This is a genomic window from Streptomyces sp. NPDC031049 (assembly GCF_055571015.1).
The window spans coordinates 422,772-441,452 of the sequence record NZ_JBVIGC010000001.1 but is presented as its reverse complement, the minus strand read 5'-3'; the positions used below and the strand labels follow the sequence as shown (position 1 = coordinate 441,452).

17 protein-coding genes are annotated in these 18,681 nt (G+C 73.2%); 8 read left to right on the top strand and 9 right to left on the bottom strand.

The features are described from left to right. Positions 1–16: 16 nt before the first annotated feature. Complete coding sequence (locus ACZ45Q_RS01940; RefSeq protein WP_468253830.1) at positions 17–1,060, top strand: NAD(P)-dependent alcohol dehydrogenase; 1,044 nt, start codon at positions 17–19, stop codon at positions 1,058–1,060. A 20-nt stretch (positions 1,061–1,080) separates the two neighbouring features. Here ACZ45Q_RS01940 and ACZ45Q_RS01935 read toward each other — a convergent pair whose 3' ends face one another. The 3 genes from ACZ45Q_RS01935 to ACZ45Q_RS01925 form a co-directional block, all read right to left on the bottom strand. Continuing rightward, positions 1,081–2,034, bottom strand: a complete 954-nt coding sequence (locus ACZ45Q_RS01935; protein ID WP_468253829.1) for a DUF5829 family protein — start codon at positions 2,032–2,034, stop codon at positions 1,081–1,083. A gap of 97 nt (positions 2,035–2,131) precedes the next feature. Continuing rightward, positions 2,132–2,800, bottom strand: a complete 669-nt coding sequence (gene msrA / locus ACZ45Q_RS01930; protein WP_468253828.1) for a peptide-methionine (S)-S-oxide reductase MsrA — start codon at positions 2,798–2,800, stop codon at positions 2,132–2,134. A gap of 82 nt (positions 2,801–2,882) precedes the next feature. After that, positions 2,883–4,001, bottom strand: coding sequence for a hypothetical protein (locus ACZ45Q_RS01925; RefSeq protein ID WP_468253827.1), 1,119 nt, complete (start codon positions 3,999–4,001; stop codon positions 2,883–2,885). Between the two features lie 127 nt (positions 4,002–4,128). Between ACZ45Q_RS01925 and ACZ45Q_RS01920 the strand changes: the two genes are divergently transcribed. After that, positions 4,129–5,283, top strand: coding sequence for a cystathionine gamma-synthase (locus ACZ45Q_RS01920; protein ID WP_468253826.1), 1,155 nt, complete (start codon positions 4,129–4,131; stop codon positions 5,281–5,283). Positions 5,284–5,382: 99 nt separating this feature from the next. On the opposite strand, the gene ACZ45Q_RS01915 is transcribed toward ACZ45Q_RS01920, so the two are convergent. The 3 genes from ACZ45Q_RS01915 to ACZ45Q_RS01905 all read right to left on the bottom strand — a co-directional run bounded on the left by ACZ45Q_RS01915 (position 5,383) and on the right by ACZ45Q_RS01905 (position 7,005). Then, a complete protein-coding gene (locus tag ACZ45Q_RS01915) occupies positions 5,383–5,631 on the bottom strand; it encodes a hypothetical protein (RefSeq protein WP_468254302.1) in 249 nt (82 codons plus the stop codon). Between the two features lie 211 nt (positions 5,632–5,842). After that, the gene (locus ACZ45Q_RS01910; RefSeq protein ID WP_468253825.1) at positions 5,843–6,346 is read right to left on the bottom strand and encodes a sigma factor-like helix-turn-helix DNA-binding protein; all 504 of its coding nucleotides are present in this window, start codon (positions 6,344–6,346) and stop codon (positions 5,843–5,845) included. Positions 6,347–6,498: 152 nt separating this feature from the next. Continuing rightward, positions 6,499–7,005: a MarR family winged helix-turn-helix transcriptional regulator gene (locus ACZ45Q_RS01905; RefSeq protein WP_468253824.1), complete on the bottom strand. Its 507-nt coding sequence runs from the start codon at positions 7,003–7,005 to the stop codon at positions 6,499–6,501. A 163-nt stretch (positions 7,006–7,168) separates the two neighbouring features. Between ACZ45Q_RS01905 and ilvA the strand changes: the two genes are divergently transcribed. The 3 genes from ilvA (at position 7,169) to ACZ45Q_RS01890 (ending at position 10,413) form a co-directional block, all read left to right on the top strand. Beyond that, positions 7,169–8,398 carry a threonine ammonia-lyase gene (gene ilvA / locus ACZ45Q_RS01900; RefSeq protein ID WP_468253823.1) on the top strand — a complete coding sequence of 410 codons (1,230 nt, stop codon included), beginning with the start codon at positions 7,169–7,171 and terminating at the stop codon, positions 8,396–8,398. A 189-nt stretch (positions 8,399–8,587) separates the two neighbouring features. Further along, positions 8,588–9,565 carry an ATP-binding cassette domain-containing protein gene (locus ACZ45Q_RS01895; protein ID WP_468253822.1) on the top strand — a complete coding sequence of 326 codons (978 nt, stop codon included), beginning with the start codon at positions 8,588–8,590 and terminating at the stop codon, positions 9,563–9,565. 44 nt (positions 9,566–9,609) lie between these two features. After that, positions 9,610–10,413: an ABC transporter permease gene (locus ACZ45Q_RS01890; protein WP_468254300.1), complete on the top strand. Its 804-nt coding sequence runs from the start codon at positions 9,610–9,612 to the stop codon at positions 10,411–10,413. A gap of 133 nt (positions 10,414–10,546) precedes the next feature. Here the strand turns inward: ACZ45Q_RS01890 and greA are convergent, their stop codons facing one another. Both greA and ACZ45Q_RS01880 read right to left on the bottom strand, forming a co-directional pair. Beyond that, complete coding sequence (gene greA / locus ACZ45Q_RS01885) at positions 10,547–11,044, bottom strand: transcription elongation factor GreA (RefSeq protein WP_468253821.1); 498 nt, start codon at positions 11,042–11,044, stop codon at positions 10,547–10,549. A gap of 181 nt (positions 11,045–11,225) precedes the next feature. Beyond that, positions 11,226–11,624, bottom strand: coding sequence for a DUF4307 domain-containing protein (locus ACZ45Q_RS01880; RefSeq protein WP_468253820.1), 399 nt, complete (start codon positions 11,622–11,624; stop codon positions 11,226–11,228). Positions 11,625–11,840: 216 nt separating this feature from the next. On the opposite strand from ACZ45Q_RS01880, the gene mca reads away from it, so the two are divergent. Together mca and ACZ45Q_RS01870 are read left to right on the top strand one after the other, a co-directional pair. Then, entirely contained in the window at positions 11,841–12,722 is an 882-nt protein-coding gene (gene mca / locus ACZ45Q_RS01875; RefSeq protein ID WP_468253819.1) for a mycothiol conjugate amidase Mca, read from the top strand. Continuing rightward, positions 12,715–13,032, top strand: coding sequence for a hypothetical protein (locus tag ACZ45Q_RS01870; protein WP_468253818.1), 318 nt, complete (start codon positions 12,715–12,717; stop codon positions 13,030–13,032). Before mca ends, ACZ45Q_RS01870 begins: the two co-directional genes overlap by 8 nt. Before the next feature lie 213 nt (positions 13,033–13,245). On the opposite strand, the gene ACZ45Q_RS01865 is transcribed toward ACZ45Q_RS01870, so the two are convergent. Beyond that, positions 13,246–16,449: a tetratricopeptide repeat protein gene (locus tag ACZ45Q_RS01865; RefSeq protein ID WP_468253817.1), complete on the bottom strand. Its 3,204-nt coding sequence runs from the start codon at positions 16,447–16,449 to the stop codon at positions 13,246–13,248. A gap of 144 nt (positions 16,450–16,593) precedes the next feature. On the opposite strand from ACZ45Q_RS01865, the gene ACZ45Q_RS01860 reads away from it, so the two are divergent. Next, positions 16,594–18,624 carry a thioredoxin domain-containing protein gene (locus ACZ45Q_RS01860; RefSeq protein WP_468253816.1) on the top strand — a complete coding sequence of 677 codons (2,031 nt, stop codon included), beginning with the start codon at positions 16,594–16,596 and terminating at the stop codon, positions 18,622–18,624. Positions 18,625–18,681 lie beyond the last annotated feature (57 nt).

Below are 18,681 nucleotides of genomic sequence, written 5' to 3'. Positions count from 1 at the left end.
CCTGGAGCACACCGGCATGACCACTGTCGCCGCGTACGCCGCCCCCGCCGCCAAGGCGCCGCTGGAGCGCACCACCATCGAGCGGCGGGCCGTCGGCGAGCACGACGTCCTGATCGACATCAAGTTCGCCGGCATCTGCCACTCCGACATCCACCAGGCCCGCGAGGGCTGGGGCGAGGCCATCTTCCCGATGGTCCCCGGCCACGAGATCGCCGGTGTCGTCTCCGAGGTCGGCCCCGGCGTCACCGGGTTCGCCGTCGGCGACCGGGTGGGCGTCGGCTGCATGGTCGACTCCTGCCGCGAGTGCGAGAACTGCCGGGCCGGCGAGGAGCAGTACTGCACCGGCTCGGGCATGGTCGGCACGTACAACGCCGTCGGCAAGGACGGCGAGCCCACCTACGGCGGCTACGCGCAGAAGATCGTCGTCGACGAGAACTACGTCCTGCGCATCCCCGACGGGCTCGCGCTGGACGTGGCCGCGCCCCTGCTGTGCGCCGGCATCACCACCTACTCGCCGCTGAAGCACTGGAACGCCGGTCCCGGCAAGAAGGTCGCCGTGCTCGGCATGGGCGGCCTCGGCCACATGGCCGTCAAGCTCGCACACGCCCTCGGCGCCGAGGTGACCGTCCTGTCGCAGTCGCTGCGCAAGAAGGACGACGGCCTGCGGCTGGGCGCCGACCACTACTACGCCACCAGCGACCCGGCCACGTTCGAGCAGCTGGCGGGCACTTTCGACCTGATCGTCTCCACGGTGTCGGCCCCGCTCGACTTCGGCGCCTACCTCGGTCTGCTCCGGACGGGCGGCGCCCTGGTGAACGTCGGCGCTCCGGAGGAGCCGGTCTCCCTCAACCTGTTCTCGGTCATCGGCGGGCGCAAGACGCTGGCCGGGTCGATGATCGGCGGCATCCGCGAGACGCAGGAGATGCTGGACTTCTGCGCCGAGCACGGCATCGGCGCGGAGATCGAGCTGATCGGCGCGGCGGAGATCAACGACGCCTACGAGCGGGTGCTCGCCAGCGACGTGCGGTACCGGTTCGTGATCGACACGGCGACGATCTGAGCGGCCGAGCGGCGGGGGCGTCAGGCCCCGTCGCCGCCGTCGAAGGTCCACACGGCGTACGGGCCCGGTCCGACGACGAGGGAGGAGTTCCCGATCCGCTCCTCGTGCCGGTGCGGCACGGGGCGGTTGAGGGACATCCCGACCTCCCGCAGTCCCGCCCGGTCGCGGGGCACGGCGTCCAGCCGGATCGTGGTGCCGCCGCCCTGGGCGAGGACGCCCCCGTCCGCCGTGGAACGGACGGCGAATCCGCCGGCCCGCAGCAGCGGCACGGTGCTGGCGAGGTCCCGCTCGGTCACGCCGATGCGCACGGACGTCACGTCCCGCATCAGACGGTCCCGGTAGGCGTCGGGCAGATAGCGCTCCCGCCCGACGTCGCCGGGGCGGGAAGCGGGCTCGGTGTTGCTGCGCGGGTCGGCGAAGTACTCCGGCCGGTACTCCATGGCCCAGGCACCGAACGCGTCGTACTGGCCGGTGGTGAACACGGCGTCGAACCACGGCACCGGGACCCCGTCACCGAAGTCCCGCGTCTGCTGGAACCGGACGGGATCGCTCACCCCGTGGTCCGACAGCCGCTCGACGACCTTCTCGAGATCACCGGCCCGCTCGACGGAGACCCCCGCCCCGGCGGCGCCGAGGAGCCCGTCCTGACCGGGCAGGTCGCCCACGCCGAACAGCTCGAGATAGGTCTCACGGCCCATCAGGTAACGGCCGGTCCACGTCTGTCCGCCGGCACCCGTCGTGGTGCGCACGTGGAAGTCCGCGAAGGCACGCAGGTAGGCGGAGGTCTCGATGGCGTCGGCCGTCTCCCGGTCCAGCACGCCGTAGGCGTGGTTGTAGTACAGCAACTGCCGGCCGCCCGACCCCGACGGCTCCGCCGCCTGCGCCACCGCCCCGCCCCCGACGGCCACCGCGAGAGCGGCGAGGAGGACCAGGACGACCCGTGACACCCTTCGGCACGCCTGTCGCAGCAGCATGCGAGCGAGCGTATCCCGGAACCCGAGCCTCCGCCCCGGCTCGCGACGGACCGGGGCTGACAGTGGCTCACGAACTCACATCACCGGCAAACCCACGTCACTCGGACGCGGGCGCCACCCCGATGGGGCAGGAGACGCCCGTGCCGCCGATGCCGCAGTAGCCCGCCGGGTTCTTGTCCAGGTACTGCTGGTGGTATCCCTCGGCCGGGTAGAAGGTCCGGCCCTCCGCGGGGAGGATCTCCGTGGTGATCGTGCCGTGGCCCGAGGCGGTCAGGACCTTCTGGTAGGCCTCGCGGGAGGCCTCGGCGGCGGTGGCCTGGGCGGGGGAGTGGGTGTAGATCGCCGAGCGGTACTGCGTGCCCACGTCGTTGCCCTGGCGGAAGCCCTGCGTGGGGTCGTGGGACTCCCAGAAGGTCTTCAGGAGGGTCTCGTACGAGATCAGCTCCGGGTCGTGGACCACCCGGACCGCCTCCGTGTGGCCGGTCAGGCCCGAGCAGACCTCCTCGTACGTGGGGTTCTCCGTGTAGCCGCCCTGGTAGCCGACGAGGGTGGTCCAGACACCCCTCGGGAGCTGCCAGAACTTGCGCTCCGCGCCCCAGAAGCAGCCCAGTCCGAAGTCGGCGACCTCCATGCCCTCGGGGTAGGGGCCGAGGAGGGCGTTGCCGAGGACGGTGTGGCGGTCGGGGACCGAGAACGCCGGCTCCGGGCGGCCGCGCAGAGCCTGCTCGGGGGTCGGCAGCTGGGGCGTACGGCTGTGCAGGAACATGCGGTCTCCAATCGGGGCTACGTCCGGACAACGTCCGCGGGGCGGCCGGAATTCCGGCGTCCGGCCCGCCGTCGCGGCGGCGTCAGCGCGGCAGGGACGCCGGGCTGCCGCCGTTCGCCTCGTAGCCCGCCACCGCCAGCGCCCGGTAGACCGCGAACTCCGACGCCGGGTCGGCGGACAGGGTCCACGGGAGGGCGCCCACGTGGCCGTCGACGTGTACCAGCTGCTGCATGGCCTCCGCCCAGCGCTCGCCGCGGACCAGGAAGAAGACCAGCAGGTGGCGGACGTGCGCCAGCATCGGGTCGTCGGGGCGGGCGGAGTGGACCGCGTGCAGCGCGCCGTGGATCGCCTTGGTCACGACCTCGCTCTGGTAGAAACCGCTGACCAGAGTGATCTCCGGGAGGTGCTCGAAGACCGCGAACAGCGGCATCGCCGCCAGCAGCGAGCCCCGCGGCGCGCGGGCCGCCGCGGCCTCCGCGAACTGGTAGGCCTGCTCCCGCGAACCGTGCCACTTCTCGCACCAGTAGTGGAGCGCCGCGAGATGCGCCCCCATGTGGTTCGGCGCGCGGTCCAGGATCTTCAGCCAGAGCTGCTCGAACTCCTCACGCGGATACGCCAGGCCCCGGGCCACCGACAGCTCGATGATGTACGGCACCGGATCGCCGGGCGCCAGCAGCGCGGCCTCGCCGCAGGCGGCCTTGGCCTCCTCCATGATGATCCGGAACTCGTCCGTGCCCGGCGCCGCCGTCCGCCACGCCTGCTGCACCAGGAACTCGGCGTGCACCTGCGCCCCGCCCGCGTCCTTGGGCATCTCGGCCCGCCACACCCGCAGCCACTGGCCGCCCGGCGTCTCGTCCACACCACCCGGCCGCTGCTGGAGCTCCAGCGACGCGGCGCCCGCGAACGCCTGGACGCGCTGCCAGCGCAGCTCGCCCTCCGCCTCCGTGCCGGCCAGGAGCTGCTGCGCGGCGCGGTGGTCGCGCGTGCGCTGCACCAGGTCCAGCACGTCGAGCAGGTCCTGGTCGGGGCCGGGCATGCGGATGTCCAGCTCCTCCTGGCGGACGAAGCCGTAGTTCGCGGGGTCCGCGGCGTCCGGATGCCCGGCCGGCACCTGCTCGATCATGCCGCGCCTGCGCCGCAGCACGGACAGCAGCACGAAGCCCAGCATGACCAGTGCCATCAGGACCCAGAGAATCTCCATGCCTCAAGCGAACCAGACCGCGCCGGCAATTGGCCAACCTGCCCCCGGGCCTGTGGAAAACCGCTCCGCCCCGCGCTGCTCCGCGAGCGGCCTCACGAGCGGGCCCGGCGCATTACCCTCGGTGCCCATGAGCGACAGGCACATCAGTCAGCACTTCGAGACGCTCGCGATCCACGCGGGCAACACCGCCGACCCCCTGACGGGCGCGGTCGTCCCGCCCATCTACCAGGTGTCCACCTACAAGCAGGACGGCGTCGGCGGTCTGCGCGGCGGCTACGAGTACAGCCGCAGCGCCAACCCGACCCGCACCGCGCTGGAGGAGAACCTCGCCGCCCTGGAGGGCGGCAGCCGAGGGCTCGCGTTCGCGTCCGGACTGGCGGCCGAGGACTGCCTGCTGCGCACGCTGCTCCGGCCCGGCGACCACGTGGTCATCCCCGACGACGCCTACGGCGGCACCTTCCGCCTCTTCGCCAAGGTCGCCACCCGCTGGGGCGTGGAGTGGTCGGTGGCGAACACCAGCGACGCCGCCGCCATCCGGGCCGCGCTGACCCCGAAGACCAAGGCCGTGTGGGTGGAGACGCCGTCCAACCCGCTGCTCGGCATCACCGACATCGCCGCCGTCGCCCAGGTCACCCGGGACGCCGGTGCCCGCCTCGTCGTCGACAACACCTTCGCCACGCCGTACCTCCAGCAGCCGCTGGCCCTGGGCGCGGACGTCGTCGTGCACTCCCTGACGAAGTACATGGGCGGCCACTCGGACGTGGTCGGCGGCGCCCTGATCGTCAGCGACCCGGAGCTGGGCGACGAGCTGGCGTTCCACCAGAACGCGATGGGTGCCGTCGCCGGCCCCTTCGACTCCTGGCTGGTGCTGCGCGGCACCAAGACGCTCGCGGTGCGCATGGACCGGCACAGCGAGAACGCCACGAAGATCGCCGACATGCTCACCCGGCACGCGCGCGTGACGAGCGTGCTGTACCCGGGGCTGCCGGAGCACCCCGGTCACGAGGTCGCCGCCAAGCAGATGAGGGCGTTCGGCGGCATGGTCTCCTTCCGCGTCGCGGGCGGCGAGCAGGCGGCCGTCGAGGTCTGCAACCGCGCGAAGGTGTTCACGCTCGGTGAGTCCCTGGGCGGCGTGGAGTCGCTGATCGAGCACCCCGGGCGCATGACGCACGCCTCCGCCGCCGGCTCCGCCCTGGAGGTGCCGGGCGACCTGGTGCGCCTGTCCGTGGGCATCGAGAACGCCGACGACCTCCTGGAGGACCTCCAGCAGGCCCTCGGCTGACCGAGGCCTCAGCAGGCCCTCGGCTGACCGGGGACCCAGCAGTCCTTCGGCTGACCGGTCACCGGTCCGGGCCCCCGGTCCGCCGGCCCGTCCGGTCTCTCACCAGCCCGTCAGGGGCGGAGTCGTCTCCGAGGGCGGCTCCGCCCAGGGCTGCGCGGTCAGTGTCCACGCCGCCAGCGCGACGGCCGCGGCGCACAGCAGCAGCCACATCACACGGCGGGCGGCGGCCCGGTGCCGCAGCATGCGGTCACCGCGGCGGACGGCGTCGGCGCACAGGTCCGGCGGCACCCGTGGCGCGGACCGGGCCATGATCCGCCGCACGGCCGCCTCCCGCTCGCGGCGGCTCACAGCCGCCTCCCTGCCGCCCGCGGCTCCCCGGCTGTCCGCGGCTTCCCTGCCGCCCAGGGACTCCCGGTCGCCGGCAGCCTCCCTGCCGACCGCCGCCTCCCGGCCGCCCACGGCCTCCCCCCGCTCAGCCGTCCGTTGCCGGTCCTCCACGCGCGGTCCCACGCGCGGCTCCATGCACGGCCCCCCGCGCGGCCCCGCGCGCGTGTGCCCCTCATGACGTCGTGGCCTTCGCGGGAGCCGCGGGCGGGGCCGGTTCGCGCGGCGGGTGCAGCAGGGTCGCCGTGGCCCGGTCGCAGATCGTCCGGACCCGGTCCACGGGCAGGCCCAGCAGGGCCGCCGCCTGCTCTTCACCGACCCCCTCGTAGATCCGGAGCACCAGGATCAGGCGTTCCTGCGGGGCGAGCCCCGCGAGCGCTCCGGTGCCACGCGACCGGGCCCGGCCGAAGGCGCCGTGGCGGTGCCAGGACTCGCGGGCGAAGCGGGTGGCCAGAAACGTGCGGGTGCGGACGTAGGGGTCCTCGCCGCGCAGCCGGTCCCAGCCGGCGTAGGTCCGGGCGAGGGAGAGGGCCAGCAGGCGCCGCGCCCGCGGGTTGTCGTCGGGCGCCTCGGCCGTGAGCAGCGTGGCGGCATGCAGCAGCCGGCCTGCCGCACCCGCGACGAACGCCTCGAACTCCCGGGCCCGGCGGGCATCCCGCGACGCATGCCGTTCGCGCACGGCGCCTCCCGTCCGACGGCGACCCGCCCCGTCTCATATCAGGCCAGGGGCGTGCCACCGTCAAGAGCCGGGAAGCACCGTCCGTACGCGCGCGTGGACGAAGTCGGCGAACCGCCCCGCGCGGGCACGTCCCAGGGTGCCGGTGGCCGGCCTCAGGAGGGCGACTGGCTCTCCGTGCCGGACACGTCGTGCGCGGCCATACGGGCGGACAGGGCGCCGTTGAAGCGGGCGAGGAGCGCGCAGAACGACTCGCGTTCCTCGGGCGTCCAGTCGTGGGTCAGCTCGGCCATCAGCTGCCGCCTGGAGGAGCGCACCTCCTCCAGGCGCGACACCCCGCGCGGGGAGAGCTGGAGGACCACCGCGCGTCCGTCCTCGGGGTGCGAGGTGCGCTTGACGAGTCCGGTGTCGACGAGCGGGGCGACCTGCCGGGTGACCGTCGAGGAGTCGATCCCCATGCTCGCGGCGAGCGCCTTGACGCCCATCGGGCCTTCTTTGTCGAGGCGGTTGAGCAGCAGGTAGGCGGCGCGGTCCATGGAGTTGCGCACCTGTCCGACCCCGCCTAGCCGGGTCTGTTCGGCACGTCGGGCGAACAACGCCACCTCGTGTTGCAGCGTGTCGAGAAGACCGGGGTCACCGGCGGTCGTCATGTCCATCGACATTTCAGGTGTTGTGGGCATGGCCGGGGGCTCACTTCGTGAAGGGCTGCTGGTTGGGGGACAGGGTACGCGGCCGGGCGGCGGGGCGTACCCGGCGCTGCGCAAAGCCGGTCCCGCGGGTTGGTCACAGCCCTCACGCGAGGGCGCGAACTGCGATGCTGGAGCCATGAACCTCAGCGCGGCTCGCCTCTCCCGGCCCGTCACCCTCGACGACGTCCGCGGAGCCCAGAAGATGCTCTCGGGCGTGGCCCGGGTGACGGCGATGGAGGGCAGCAGGCACCTGTCCCAGCTGGTCGGCGCCCCGGTGCACCTGAAGTGCGAGAACCTCCAGCGGACGGGTTCGTTCAAGCTGCGCGGCGCGTACGTGAGGATCGCCGGGCTGCTGCCCGAGCAGCGGGCCGCCGGTGTGGTCGCGGCGAGCGCGGGCAACCACGCGCAGGGCGTCGCCCTGGCGTCGTCGCTGCTGGGGGTGCGGTCGACGGTGTTCATGCCGAAGGGCGCCCCGCTGCCGAAGATCAGCGCCACCCGGGACTACGGCGCCGAGGTCCGCCTGCACGGACAGGTGGTCGACGAGACGCTGGCCGCCGCGCAGGAGTACGCGGAGGACACGGGGGCGGTGTTCATCCACCCCTTCGACCACCCGGACGTCATCGCGGGGCAGGGCACGGTCGGCCTGGAGATCCTGGAGCAGTGCCCGGAGGTGCGCACGATCGTCGTCGGCATCGGCGGCGGCGGCCTGGTGGCCGGCATCGCGGTCGCGGTGAAGGCGCTGCGGCCGGACGTGCGGATCGTGGGCGTCCAGGCGGAGGGCGCGGCGGCGTATCCGCCGTCGCTGGCGGCCGGACGGCCGGTGTCGGTCGAGCAGCCGGTGACGATGGCCGACGGCATCAAGGTCGGGCGGCCCGGCGACGTGCCGTTCGGGATCGTCGGCGACCTGGTGGACGAGGTCCGCACGGTCAGCGAGGACGAGCTGTCCACCGCGCTGCTGCTGTGCCTGGAGCGGGCCAAGCTGGTCGTCGAGCCGGCCGGGGCCAGCCCGGTGGCGGCGCTGCTGAGCGAGCCGGGGGCGTTCGAGGGGCCGGTGGTGGCGGTGCTGTCCGGCGGCAACGTCGATCCGCTGCTGATGCAGGGCGTGCTGCGGCACGGCATGGCGGCGCAGGGCCGCTACCTGGCCGTCCGGCTGCGGCTGACGGACCGGCCGGGCGCGCTCGCCACGCTGCTCGGGGTGTTGTCGGCGGTCGACGCCAACGTCCTCGACGTGAGCCACGTACGGACCGATCCACGGCTCGGGCTCACGGAGGCGGAGGTGGAACTGCACCTGGAGACGAAGGGCCCGGCGCACTGCGTGGAGGTCGGCCAGGCCCTGCGGGACGCGGGCTACACGGTCATGCGCTAGGGGCCGTGGGGGACGTCGTCCCCGTCGTCACTCACTCGTTCGGGTAAGTCCGTTGAGCAACGCGATACATCGCGTTATGATGTGTGTGTGCCGCACTCCCGTCCCCGGCCGCCGTGTCGGCCGAACGGGCGGTGCGCACCTCGCATACCTAGTCTTTTCCGAAGAATCCCCGACGACGTGGAGACTCATATGCCAGGCGCCATCTACGCCGAAGGCCTGGTGAAGACCTTCGGTGACGTAAGGGCTCTGGACGGCGTCGACCTCGATGTCCCCGAGGGCACCGTCCTGGGCCTGCTCGGGCCGAACGGCGCGGGCAAGACGACCACCGTCCGCTGTCTGACGACGCTGCTGAAACCCGACCGCGGCAGGGCGGTCGTCGCGGGCATCGACGTGCTGCGCCGGCCCGACGCCGTACGCCGCTCGATCGGTCTGTCCGGCCAGTTCGCGGCGGTCGACGAGTACCTGACCGGCCGGGAGAACCTCCAGATGGTCGGCCAGCTCTACCAGATGAGGGCGAAGGCGGCGAAGAAGCGTGCCGACGAGCTGCTCGAGCAGTTCCACCTCGCGGACGCCGCCGACCGCCCCACCAAGACCTACTCCGGAGGCATGCGCCGCCGGCTCGACCTCGCGGCGGCCCTCGTCGTCTCCCCGCCCGTGATGTTCATGGACGAGCCGACGACCGGCCTGGACCCCCGCAACCGCCAGCAGTTGTGGGAGGTCATCAAACACCTCGTCTCCGGCGGTACGACACTCCTGCTGACCACGCAGTACCTGGAGGAGGCCGACCACCTCGCGCACGACATCGCGGTGGTCGACCACGGCCGGGTGATCGCCCAGGGCACCTCCGACCAGCTCAAGGCCCGCACAGGCGGCGAACGTGTCGAGGTCGTGGTCCACGACCCCGAGCACATCCGGACCGCCTCCGACGTGCTCGGCGGCTTCGGCAAGGGCGAGACCACGGTCGAGGAGCACATGCGCAAGATCACCGTGCCGGTCACCGGCGGCGCGAAGCTGCTGTCCGAGATCATCCGCGAGCTGGACGCCCGCGGCATCGAGATAGACGACATCGGTCTGCGCCGCCCCACCCTGGACGACGTCTTCCTCTCCCTCACGGGACACATGGCCGAGTCCGACACCCCGGCCCAGGACAAGGAGGCCGTCCAGTGAGCGCCGTCACCGACGCCGTGCGGGACAAGACCGCCCCCAACCCGATGGGCCAGTCCGTCCGGGACTCCCTGGTCGTGGCCAGACGGAACCTGATCCGCATGGCCCGGATCCCCGAAATGCTGATCTTCGGGCTGATCCAGCCCATCATGTTCGTGGTGCTGTTCACCTACGTGTTCGGCGGCTCGATCCAGGTCGGCTCGTCCAGCTCCACCCAGGCCTACCGCGAGTTCCTGATGGCCGGCATCTTCGCCCAGACGGTCACGTTCGCCACGGCGGGCGCCGGCGCCGGTATCGCGGACGACATGCACAAGGGCCTCATCGACCGGTTCCGCTCCCTGCCCATGGCGCGCGGCGCGGTGCTGACCGGGCGGACCCTCGCCGACCTGGTCCAGACGGCGCTGACCCTGCTCGTCCTCGCGGTCGTCGCCCTGATCGTCGGCTGGCGGACACACGAGAACGTCGGCAAGGTGCTCGCCGGATTCGGGCTGCTCCTGCTGCTCGGCTACGCGTTCTCCTGGATCGGCGCGCTCATCGGCCTGTCCGTGCGCACGCCCGAGGCGGCGACATCCGGCGGTCTGATCTGGCTGTTCCCGCTGACGTTCATCTCCAACGCGTTCGTCGACGCCAACCAGATGCCGACCTTCCTGCGGCACATAGCGGAGTGGAACCCGTTCAGTGCCACGGTGCAGGCGTGCCGCGAACTGTTCGGCAACCTGCCACCGGGCTTCGAGACCCCCGACGCCTGGCCCATGCAGCACCCCATATGGGCCTCGCTGATCTGGTCGGTCGTGATCCTGCTGGTCTTCCGTACGCTCGCCGTGCGCAAGTACCGCTCGGCGGCAGCCTGAGAAGACCTCGACCGCCTCGACCTCGCGGCGACGCCCGGCCGCGCGGCGACGCCCGGCCGCATGACGAAGCCCCCGGCGTCACGGGGACGCCGGGGGCCGGTCATGGACAGGAGGGCCTGGCCGGCCCGGGCGGTCAGCCGTTGTACGGCTCCGCCTTGAGGATCTTCACCGAGGCCTTCTTGCCGTTCGGCAGCTCGTACTCCGCGTCCTCGCCGACCTTGTGGCCGATGACGCCGGAGCCCAGCGGGGACTGCGGGGAGTACGTCTCGATCTCCGCGCTGGCGTACTCCCGGGAGGCGAGCAGGAAGGTCAGCGTGTCGTCCTCGTCGCCGTCGAAGGCGATCGTGACGACCATGCCCGGTGCCACGGCGCCGTCGGCCGCCGGCGGCTCACCGACCTTGGCGGTCTCGAGGAGCTGAGTCAGCTGGCGCACACGGAGCTCCTGCTTGCCCTGCTCCTCCTTGGCCGCGTGGTACCCGCCGTTCTCGCGCAGGTCCCCCTCCTCACGCGCCGCGGCGATCTTGGCAGAGATCTCGCTGCGCGCAGGACCAGTAAGGTACTCAAGCTCCTCCTTGAGCTTGTTGTACGCCTCCTGGGTCAGCCAGGTGACGTTCTCGCTGGTCTGGGTCACAGGGTGCTCCTCGTCGGTACTGGGAATACAAAGCATCGCCCTACCCAGAAGAATGTTCCTTCACGGATGGGCGAAACCACGAGCCTAACAATTCAGGGGCGAAAGGGGGAGGACATAAGCCTCCAGATTCGTGTCACCGCAGGTCAGCACCCACGGATCGACCGCGCCCGCGCCGGGAGGTTCAGCCGGCCCGGCAGCCGACCAGCTCGGCGGTGGTGCCCGGCGCCTTGGTGCGCAGCGTGACGATCTTGTCGATGCGGGTGGCGTCGCCCTCGAAGCGGAAGTCGGCCTGGCCGACCAGGTCGCCGTCCTCCGCCTGGGAGCGCACGGTGCAGTAGCCGCTCGCGCCGGCGTCCTTGCGGACCTCCAGGTGCACCCTGACGGCGTCCGTGGAGGTCTCGAAGCCGATCACCTCGGCGCTGATCTCGTTCTGGCCGACGTAGTGGTAGCCGAACCAGCCGATCACCGCGAGCAGCAGCACGCCGAGCACGCCGCCCACGACCTTGAGCGTGCGGTCGGTGCGCTCATCCGAGGAACGGCCGTAGCGGTCCTCGGGCAGTCGCGTGCTCGCCGTGCTCATGATCGTCCTCTCGGCCGGAGCGGGACTGATGTCCCGAAACGGGCCCCGGGGCCGGACCCCGGAATTATTCGCCCTCCGATTCGGTCACTATAGAAGCCGCCGCCCGACGCCCGACCTCCACCCCTCACGACGCCCGGGGGCGAGCCCGGCCCGGGACGAGACCGACCAGACTGCGCCGACGCACACGGGGCGCCGACATTGACCGAGGATTGAGTCTTGACTGACCAACTGCGACTGATGGCCGTCCACGCCCACCCCGACGACGAGTCGAGCAAGGGCGCGGCCACCATGGCGAAGTACGTGTCCGAGGGGGTGGACGTGCTGGTCGTGACCTGCACGGGCGGGGAGCGCGGCTCCATCCTCAATCCCAAGCTCCAGGGCGACGCCTACATCGAGGCGAACATCCACGAGGTGCGCCGCAAGGAGATGGACGAGGCCCGCGAGATCCTCGGCGTGAAGCAGGAGTGGCTCGGCTTCGTCGACTCCGGTCTGCCCGAGGGCGACCCGCTGCCGCCGCTGCCGGAGGGCTGCTTCGCTCTCCAGGACGTCGACACGGCCGCCGGCGAGCTGGTGCGGAAGATCCGCTCCTTCCGTCCGCAGGTGATCACCACCTACGACGAGAACGGCGGTTACCCGCACCCCGACCACATCATGACCCACAAGATCACGATGGTGGCCTTCGAGGGCGCGGCCGACACCGCGAAGTACCCGGAGGCCGAGTACGGACCGGCGTACCAGCCGCTGAAGGTGTACTACAACCAGGGCTTCAACCGGCAGCGCACCGAGGCGCTGCACCAGGCGATGCTGGACCGCGGCCTGGACTCCCCCTACGGCGAGTGGCTCAAGCGCTGGGCCGAGTCCGACCGCCCGGAGCGCACGCTGACCACGCACATCCCGTGCGCCGACTTCTTCGAGATCCGCGACAAGGCGCTGATCGCGCACGCCACGCAGATCGACCCCGACGGCGGCTGGTTCCGGGTGCCGATGGAGCTCCAGAAGGAGGTCTGGCCCACCGAGGAGTACGAGCTGGCGAAGTCCCTCGTGGACACCTCCCTCCCCGAGGACGACCTCTTCGCGGGCATCCGGGACAATGCCTGACATGAGCGCAAGCGCAAGCCTGGCAATGACGCACCTCGTCCCCCTCGCCAAGGAGCTGGACGAGGACAAGGTCACCCCCGGCGTCCTCGGCTTCATCGTCTTCGCGGTGATGGCCCTGGCGGTGTGGGGCCTGATGAAGTCCATGAACCGGCACATGGGCAAGGTCGACTTCGAGGGGGCCCCCGCCCCCGACGCGCCGACCCCCGGCAAGGACAAGGACAAGGACAAGGGCACGGGGAAGGGCAAGGGCGGGACGGGCCGGGCGCCCCAGGCCAAGGCCTCCGGCGGCGCCGCGCCGCACCAGAGCTAGCCGCCTGCCCCTCGACCGCCAGGCCGGCCCGGGACGGCCCCGGCCTGGCGGTCGTCCCGGGTCGCTTCCCCCGGAGGCCCCGCCCGACGGTCGGCCCGGGTGTTCCCCGTCGACCGAGCCGGTGGGACCTTCCCCGGGCGCTCTCGACGGCCTGCCGCACAGGTGCCGGGCGGAGGTGCCGGGTGGAGGGGCCCAGCGGAGGAGCCGAGGGGCTCATCCGGGGGCCGCGGTGACCTGCACTCCCATCACCTCACGGGCGTCCCGGCCGGGCACCATGCCCAGGCGCCAGGCCTGCCAGCCGGACTCCAGGTGGACGCCGCGCTCCAGCAGCAGCCCGTACGCCTCCACGTAGTCGTCCAGCTTCCCGTCCCGTGCCGGGTGTCCCGCACGGGCCAGCTGGGCCAGCTCCTCCTGCGCCACCGCCGTACCGACCTCGACACCGCCGGGGGCGGCGTACGGCAGCAGGGTGCAGCGCAGGAAGCGGGCCCAGTCCTCGCCCCGCCGGTCGCCGTACGAGGCGAACAGCGCCGCCGCCTCGTCGCACAGGGCCAGCGCCTGGGGCGTACGGGCGTTGCCCGCGTCCACCACCGCCAGCTCCAGGCAGGTCCACGCCTCCCCGTGGGCCACGCCGATGCGCTGGAAGTCGGCGCGGGCGTCGACCAGGAGCTGGCGGGCGAACCCGGAGTTGCGCAGCGAGCCCGTGCGGGCCGCCCGCTGGTCCCGGGTGACCCGCGCCGAGTGGTGCCGGGCGCAGGCCAGGCCGTACACGTCCCGCATCCGGGAGAACATCGTGCGGGAGCGTTCCAGCTCGCGCACGGCCCGGTCCAGGTCGCCGGTCTCCTCCAGCGCCTGGCCCAGGTAGTAGACCGTCCACGCCTCGCCGCGCGCGTCCTCGTTGTCGCGGTGGCGGGCGGCGGCCCGGCGCAGCTCGTCCACCGCGACGGTCGCGTCCCCGTCCACCAGCCGGGCCCGGGCCAGCTGGGTCAGCGCCCAGGCCTCGCCGCGCGCGTCCTGCGTGCGGCCGTACAGCTCCAGGGCGGCGCGCAGATCGGCCTCCGCGCCCGCCACGTCGCCCCTGCGCAGACCCAGCTGGCCGAGCTGGAAATGGGCCCACGCCTGCCCGTGCACCGACTCGCTCGCCCGGTGCAGCTCCAGCGACTCGGTGAGCAGCGCCAGCGCCTCCGCAAGCCGGGCGCGGTCCCGCTGCACCGCCGCCAGCGCGTGCAGCGTCCACGCCCGGTCCGCGGCCAGCTCCGGCGCCGCCGCCAGGTCCAGCGCCTCGCGCAGCTTCTCCGCCGCCTCGGTCAGATTGCCCTGGTGGTGCAGGGTGATGCCCAGCGAGGTCAGCGCCCTGGCCGCGCCCGCGTCGTGGTGGGCGTCCCGGTACAGGTCGACCACGGAGCTGAGCGTGGCCCGGGCCTTGTCCAGCTCGCCCAGCTGACGGGCCGCGATGCCCGTGCGCCACTGCACCGAGCGGACCAGCAGCCCCTCGTCGACCGCCTGCGCCAGCTCGCTGATCTCGCCCAGCCGGTACAGGTCGCCGCGCAGCAGGCAGTAGTCGCACAGCGCGCCCAGCAGATTCTGCACCGCGCCCCGGTCGACGCCCTCCGCGTGCCGCAGCGTCGCGGTGATGAAGCTCGACTCGTCGTCCAGCCAGCGCAGCGCCTCGTCCAGGGAGGTGAAGCCGTAGGCGCCGAACCGGTCCGAGCGGGTCGAGACGTTGCCGTCGACCAGCCGCAGCACCGAGTCGGCCAGCTCGGCGTAGGTGCCGATCAGCCGCTCCTGGGCCGCCGCCCGCTCGGCCGGGTCCTCCTCGTCGGCCAGCCGGGCCCGCGCGAAGGCGCGCACCACGTCGTGCAGCCGGTAGCGGCTGCCGCGCACCCGGTCGACCAGGCCCGCCCGGGACAGCTCCGCAAGGCGGCCGGCCGCCTCCGTGTCGTCCGTGGCCAGCAGCGCGGCGGCGGCCGGGGCACCGAGCGAGGTGCGCCCGGCCAGCGCCAGCCGGCGCAGCAGCCGGCGGGCCGGGTCCGCCAGGTCGGTGTAGCGCAGCCACAGCGCCCGCTCCACCGGCTCCACCGGGCCGTACGCCCCCAGGTCCGTGGCGAGGGCCCGCGGCGAACGCGGCCCCAGCGAGGAGCCCGCCACCCGCAGCGCCAGCGGCAGTCCGCCGCACAGCTGTCTGATCCGCTCGGCGGACTCGGCGTCGTACGGCCCCGACGCGTCCTGGGCGGCGGCGCCGAGCAGCTCCTCCGCGCCGGCGGCGTCCAGCGGCTCGACCGGCAGCTGGTGCACCCGCGCCGGCAGGTCGGCGGGCAGCCGGAGCGGGGTGCGCGCGGTGACCAGCACCAGGCTGTCCGACCGCTGCGGGACCAGCGTGCGCACCTGCTCGACGTCCGAGGCGTCGTCCAGCACGACGGTGACCGGTACCCCCGTCAGATGCTGGTGGTACAGCTCGCTCAGCCGCTTGACCTGCTGGTCCGGTGAGGACCGCTCCCGGAACAGCAACTGCTCGCGGGGCGCGCCCAGCCGGTTCAGCAGGTGCAGCAGGGCGTCCCGGGTCGGCAGCGGCGACTCGCCGGGGCTGTCGCCGCGCAGGTCGACCACGCAGGCGCCGCGGAAGTGGTCCCGCAGTTCGTGGGCGGCGCGCACCGCCAGCGTCGTACGGCCGCTGCCCGGCGCGCCGTGCAGCACGACCACCGTCGGCTCGGTCGCCGTGCCGGCCCGGGCGGCCTGCACCCACTGGCGCAGCCGCGCCATCTCCCGCCGCCGCCCCGCGAACACCCCGTCCGCCTCGGGGAGCTGCGCGAACGACTGCTCCAGCACCGTGCGCCCGCGGGCCGCCGCGGACTTGTCCGCGCCGCGCAGCTTCGGCCCCGGCTTCGTCGGCCCGGTGGAGGCCGCCAGCACCCGCTGCTGGTCCAGGAAGGGCCGGATGCCCCGCACCTCCAGTGCCGTCAGCCACTGCAACCGCAGCTGCTCGGGGCCGCCGGGCTGGCTGACGGCACCGGCGCGGTGGTGGGCGGCGGGCAGATGCGAGCCGGCCACCTTCACCACGGTCGCCGCCGCGCCCGCGACGCCGACGGTGACGCCCGCGCCGACGGCCGTGCCCGCGCCGGTGCCCAGCGCCAGGTCGGCCACCACCGCCGCGGCCCCCGCCACCCCCGCCACCAGCAGCGGCGTCCCGGCACCCTCGCGGGCCCAGCGCTGCCGGAAGGTGAGCTGCCCGGCCGCCGCCTCGTCCAGGGCGCGGGTGTAGGCCTCGTACTCCTCGGCGGCCGACCGGGCCATCGCGTCCAGCGCCCCGCGGGCCCGGGACAGCAGCACGGTGCCGTCCGTGCGCCCGCCCGTGCGGCGCACCTCCTCCTCCACGGCCCGCACCAGCAGTCGCTCGGCATCGGCCCGATGACTGTCCCGCATGTCGCTGCCCCCTCCTGCGGCTCCGTCGTCCCCACCCGTCCCGGGTCATTCCCCGGTTGTGCGCCGGTCAAGTGTCCCGCCGTGTGAACGCCCTGGGGAGTGTGCTGTAAGGCTCGGCACGGGTACTGGGGCAGGATGGACCCCATGCCGAACCGACTGGCCCACGAGACGTCGCCCTACCTCCTCCAGCACGCCGACAACCCGGTCGACTGGTGGCCCTGGTCGGACGAGGCCTTCGCCGAGGCGCGGCGGCGGGACGTGCCCGTGCTGCTCAGCGTCGGGTACTCCAGCTGCCACTGGTGCCATGTCATGGCCCACGAGTCCTTCGAGGACGAGGCGACGGCCGACTACCTCAACGCGCACTTCGTCAGCGTCAAGGTCGACCGCGAGGAGCGCCCCGACGTCGACGCCGTCTACATGGAGGCCGTGCAGGCGGCGACCGGACACGGCGGCTGGCCGATGACGGTGTTCCTGACGCCGGAGGCCGAGCCGTTCTACTTCGGGACCTACTTCCCGCCCGCCCCGCGGCACGGCATGCCGTCCTTCCGGCAGGTCCTCCAGGGCGTCCACCAGGCGTGGGCCGAGCGGCGCGAGGAGGTCACCGACGTCGCCGGGAAGATCGTCCGGGACCTGGCCGGGCGGGAGATCTCCTACGGCGACGCGCAGGCGCCCGGCGAGGCGGAGCTGGCGCAGGCGCTGCTCGGGCTCACCCGCGAGTACGACCCGCAGCGCGGCGGGTTCGGCGGGGCCCCGAAGTTCCCGCCGTCCATGGTGATCGAGTTCCTGCTGCGCCACCACGCCCGCACCGGCGCGGAGGGCGCGTTGCAGATGGCGCAGGACACCTGCGAGCGCATGGCCCGCGGCGGGATCTACGACCAGCTCGGCGGCGGCTTCGCCCGCTACTCGGTGGACCGGGACTGGGTCGTGCCGCACTTCGAGAAGATGCTGTACGACAACGCGCTGCTGTGCCGGGTCTACGCCCACCTGTGGCGCTCCACCGGCTCCGACCTGGCCCGCCGGGTCGCCCTGGAGACCGCCGGCTTCCTGGTCGGCGAACTGCGCACGCCCGAGGGCGGGTTCGCCTCCGCCCTCGACGCCGACAGCGACGACGGGACGGGCCGGCACGTCGAGGGCGCCTACTACGTGTGGACGCCCGAGCAGCTAACCGAGGCCCTCGGCGAGGCCGACGCCGACCTCGCCGCGCAGTACTTCGGGGTGACCGAGGAGGGCACCTTCGAGCACGGCTCCTCCGTGCTGCAACTGCCCCAGCACGAGGGCGTGTTCGACGCCGAGCGCATCCGGTCCGTACGGGAGCGCCTGCTGGCCGCGCGCCGGGAGCGTCCCGCCCCCGGACGGGACGACAAGGTCGTCGCCGCGTGGAACGGCCTGGCGATCGCCGCGCTCGCCGAGACCGGCGCCTACTTCGACCGCCCGGACCTGGTCGAGGCCGCCGTCGCCGCCGCCGACCTGCTGGTCCGCCTCCACCTCGACGACCAGGGCCGGCTCACCCGCACCAGCAGGGACGGCCGGGCCGGGAGCAACGCCGGGGTGCTGGAGGACTACGCCGACGTCGCCGAGGGCTTCCTCGCGCTCGCGTCCGTCACCGGCGAAGGCGTCTGGCTGGACTTCGCCGGGCTGCTCCTCGACCACGTCCTGACCCGCTTCAGCGACGACAAGGGCTCCCTGTACGACACCGCGGCCGATGCCGAGCGGCTGATCCGCCGCCCGCAGGACCCGACCGACAACGCCACCCCGTCCGGCTGGACCGCCGCCGCGGGCGCCCTGCTGTCCTACGCCGCCCACACCGGCTCCGAGCCGCACCGCACCGCCGCCGAGCACGCGCTCGGCGTCGTCAAGGCGCTCGGCCCGCGCGTCCCCCGCTTCATCGGCTGGGGCCTGGCCGCCGCCGAGGCCCTGCTCGACGGCCCGCGGGAGGTGGCGGTCGTCGGCCCCGCGCTCACCGACGCCGGCACGACGGCCCTGCACCGCACGGCACTGCTCGGCACCGCGCCCGGCGCGGTGGTGGCCGCCGGCACCGCGGGCAGCGACGAGTTCCCGCTGCTCGCCGACCGGCCGCTGGTGGGCGGCGCCCCGGCCGCGTACGTCTGCCGGAACTTCACCTGCGACGCGCCGACCACCGATCCGGAACGGCTGCGCGCCGCCCTCAGCCGCTGATGAACCCAGGAAAAGGGACGGAAAGCGACAGACGCGGCAGCCACGCGAACGTGAGCG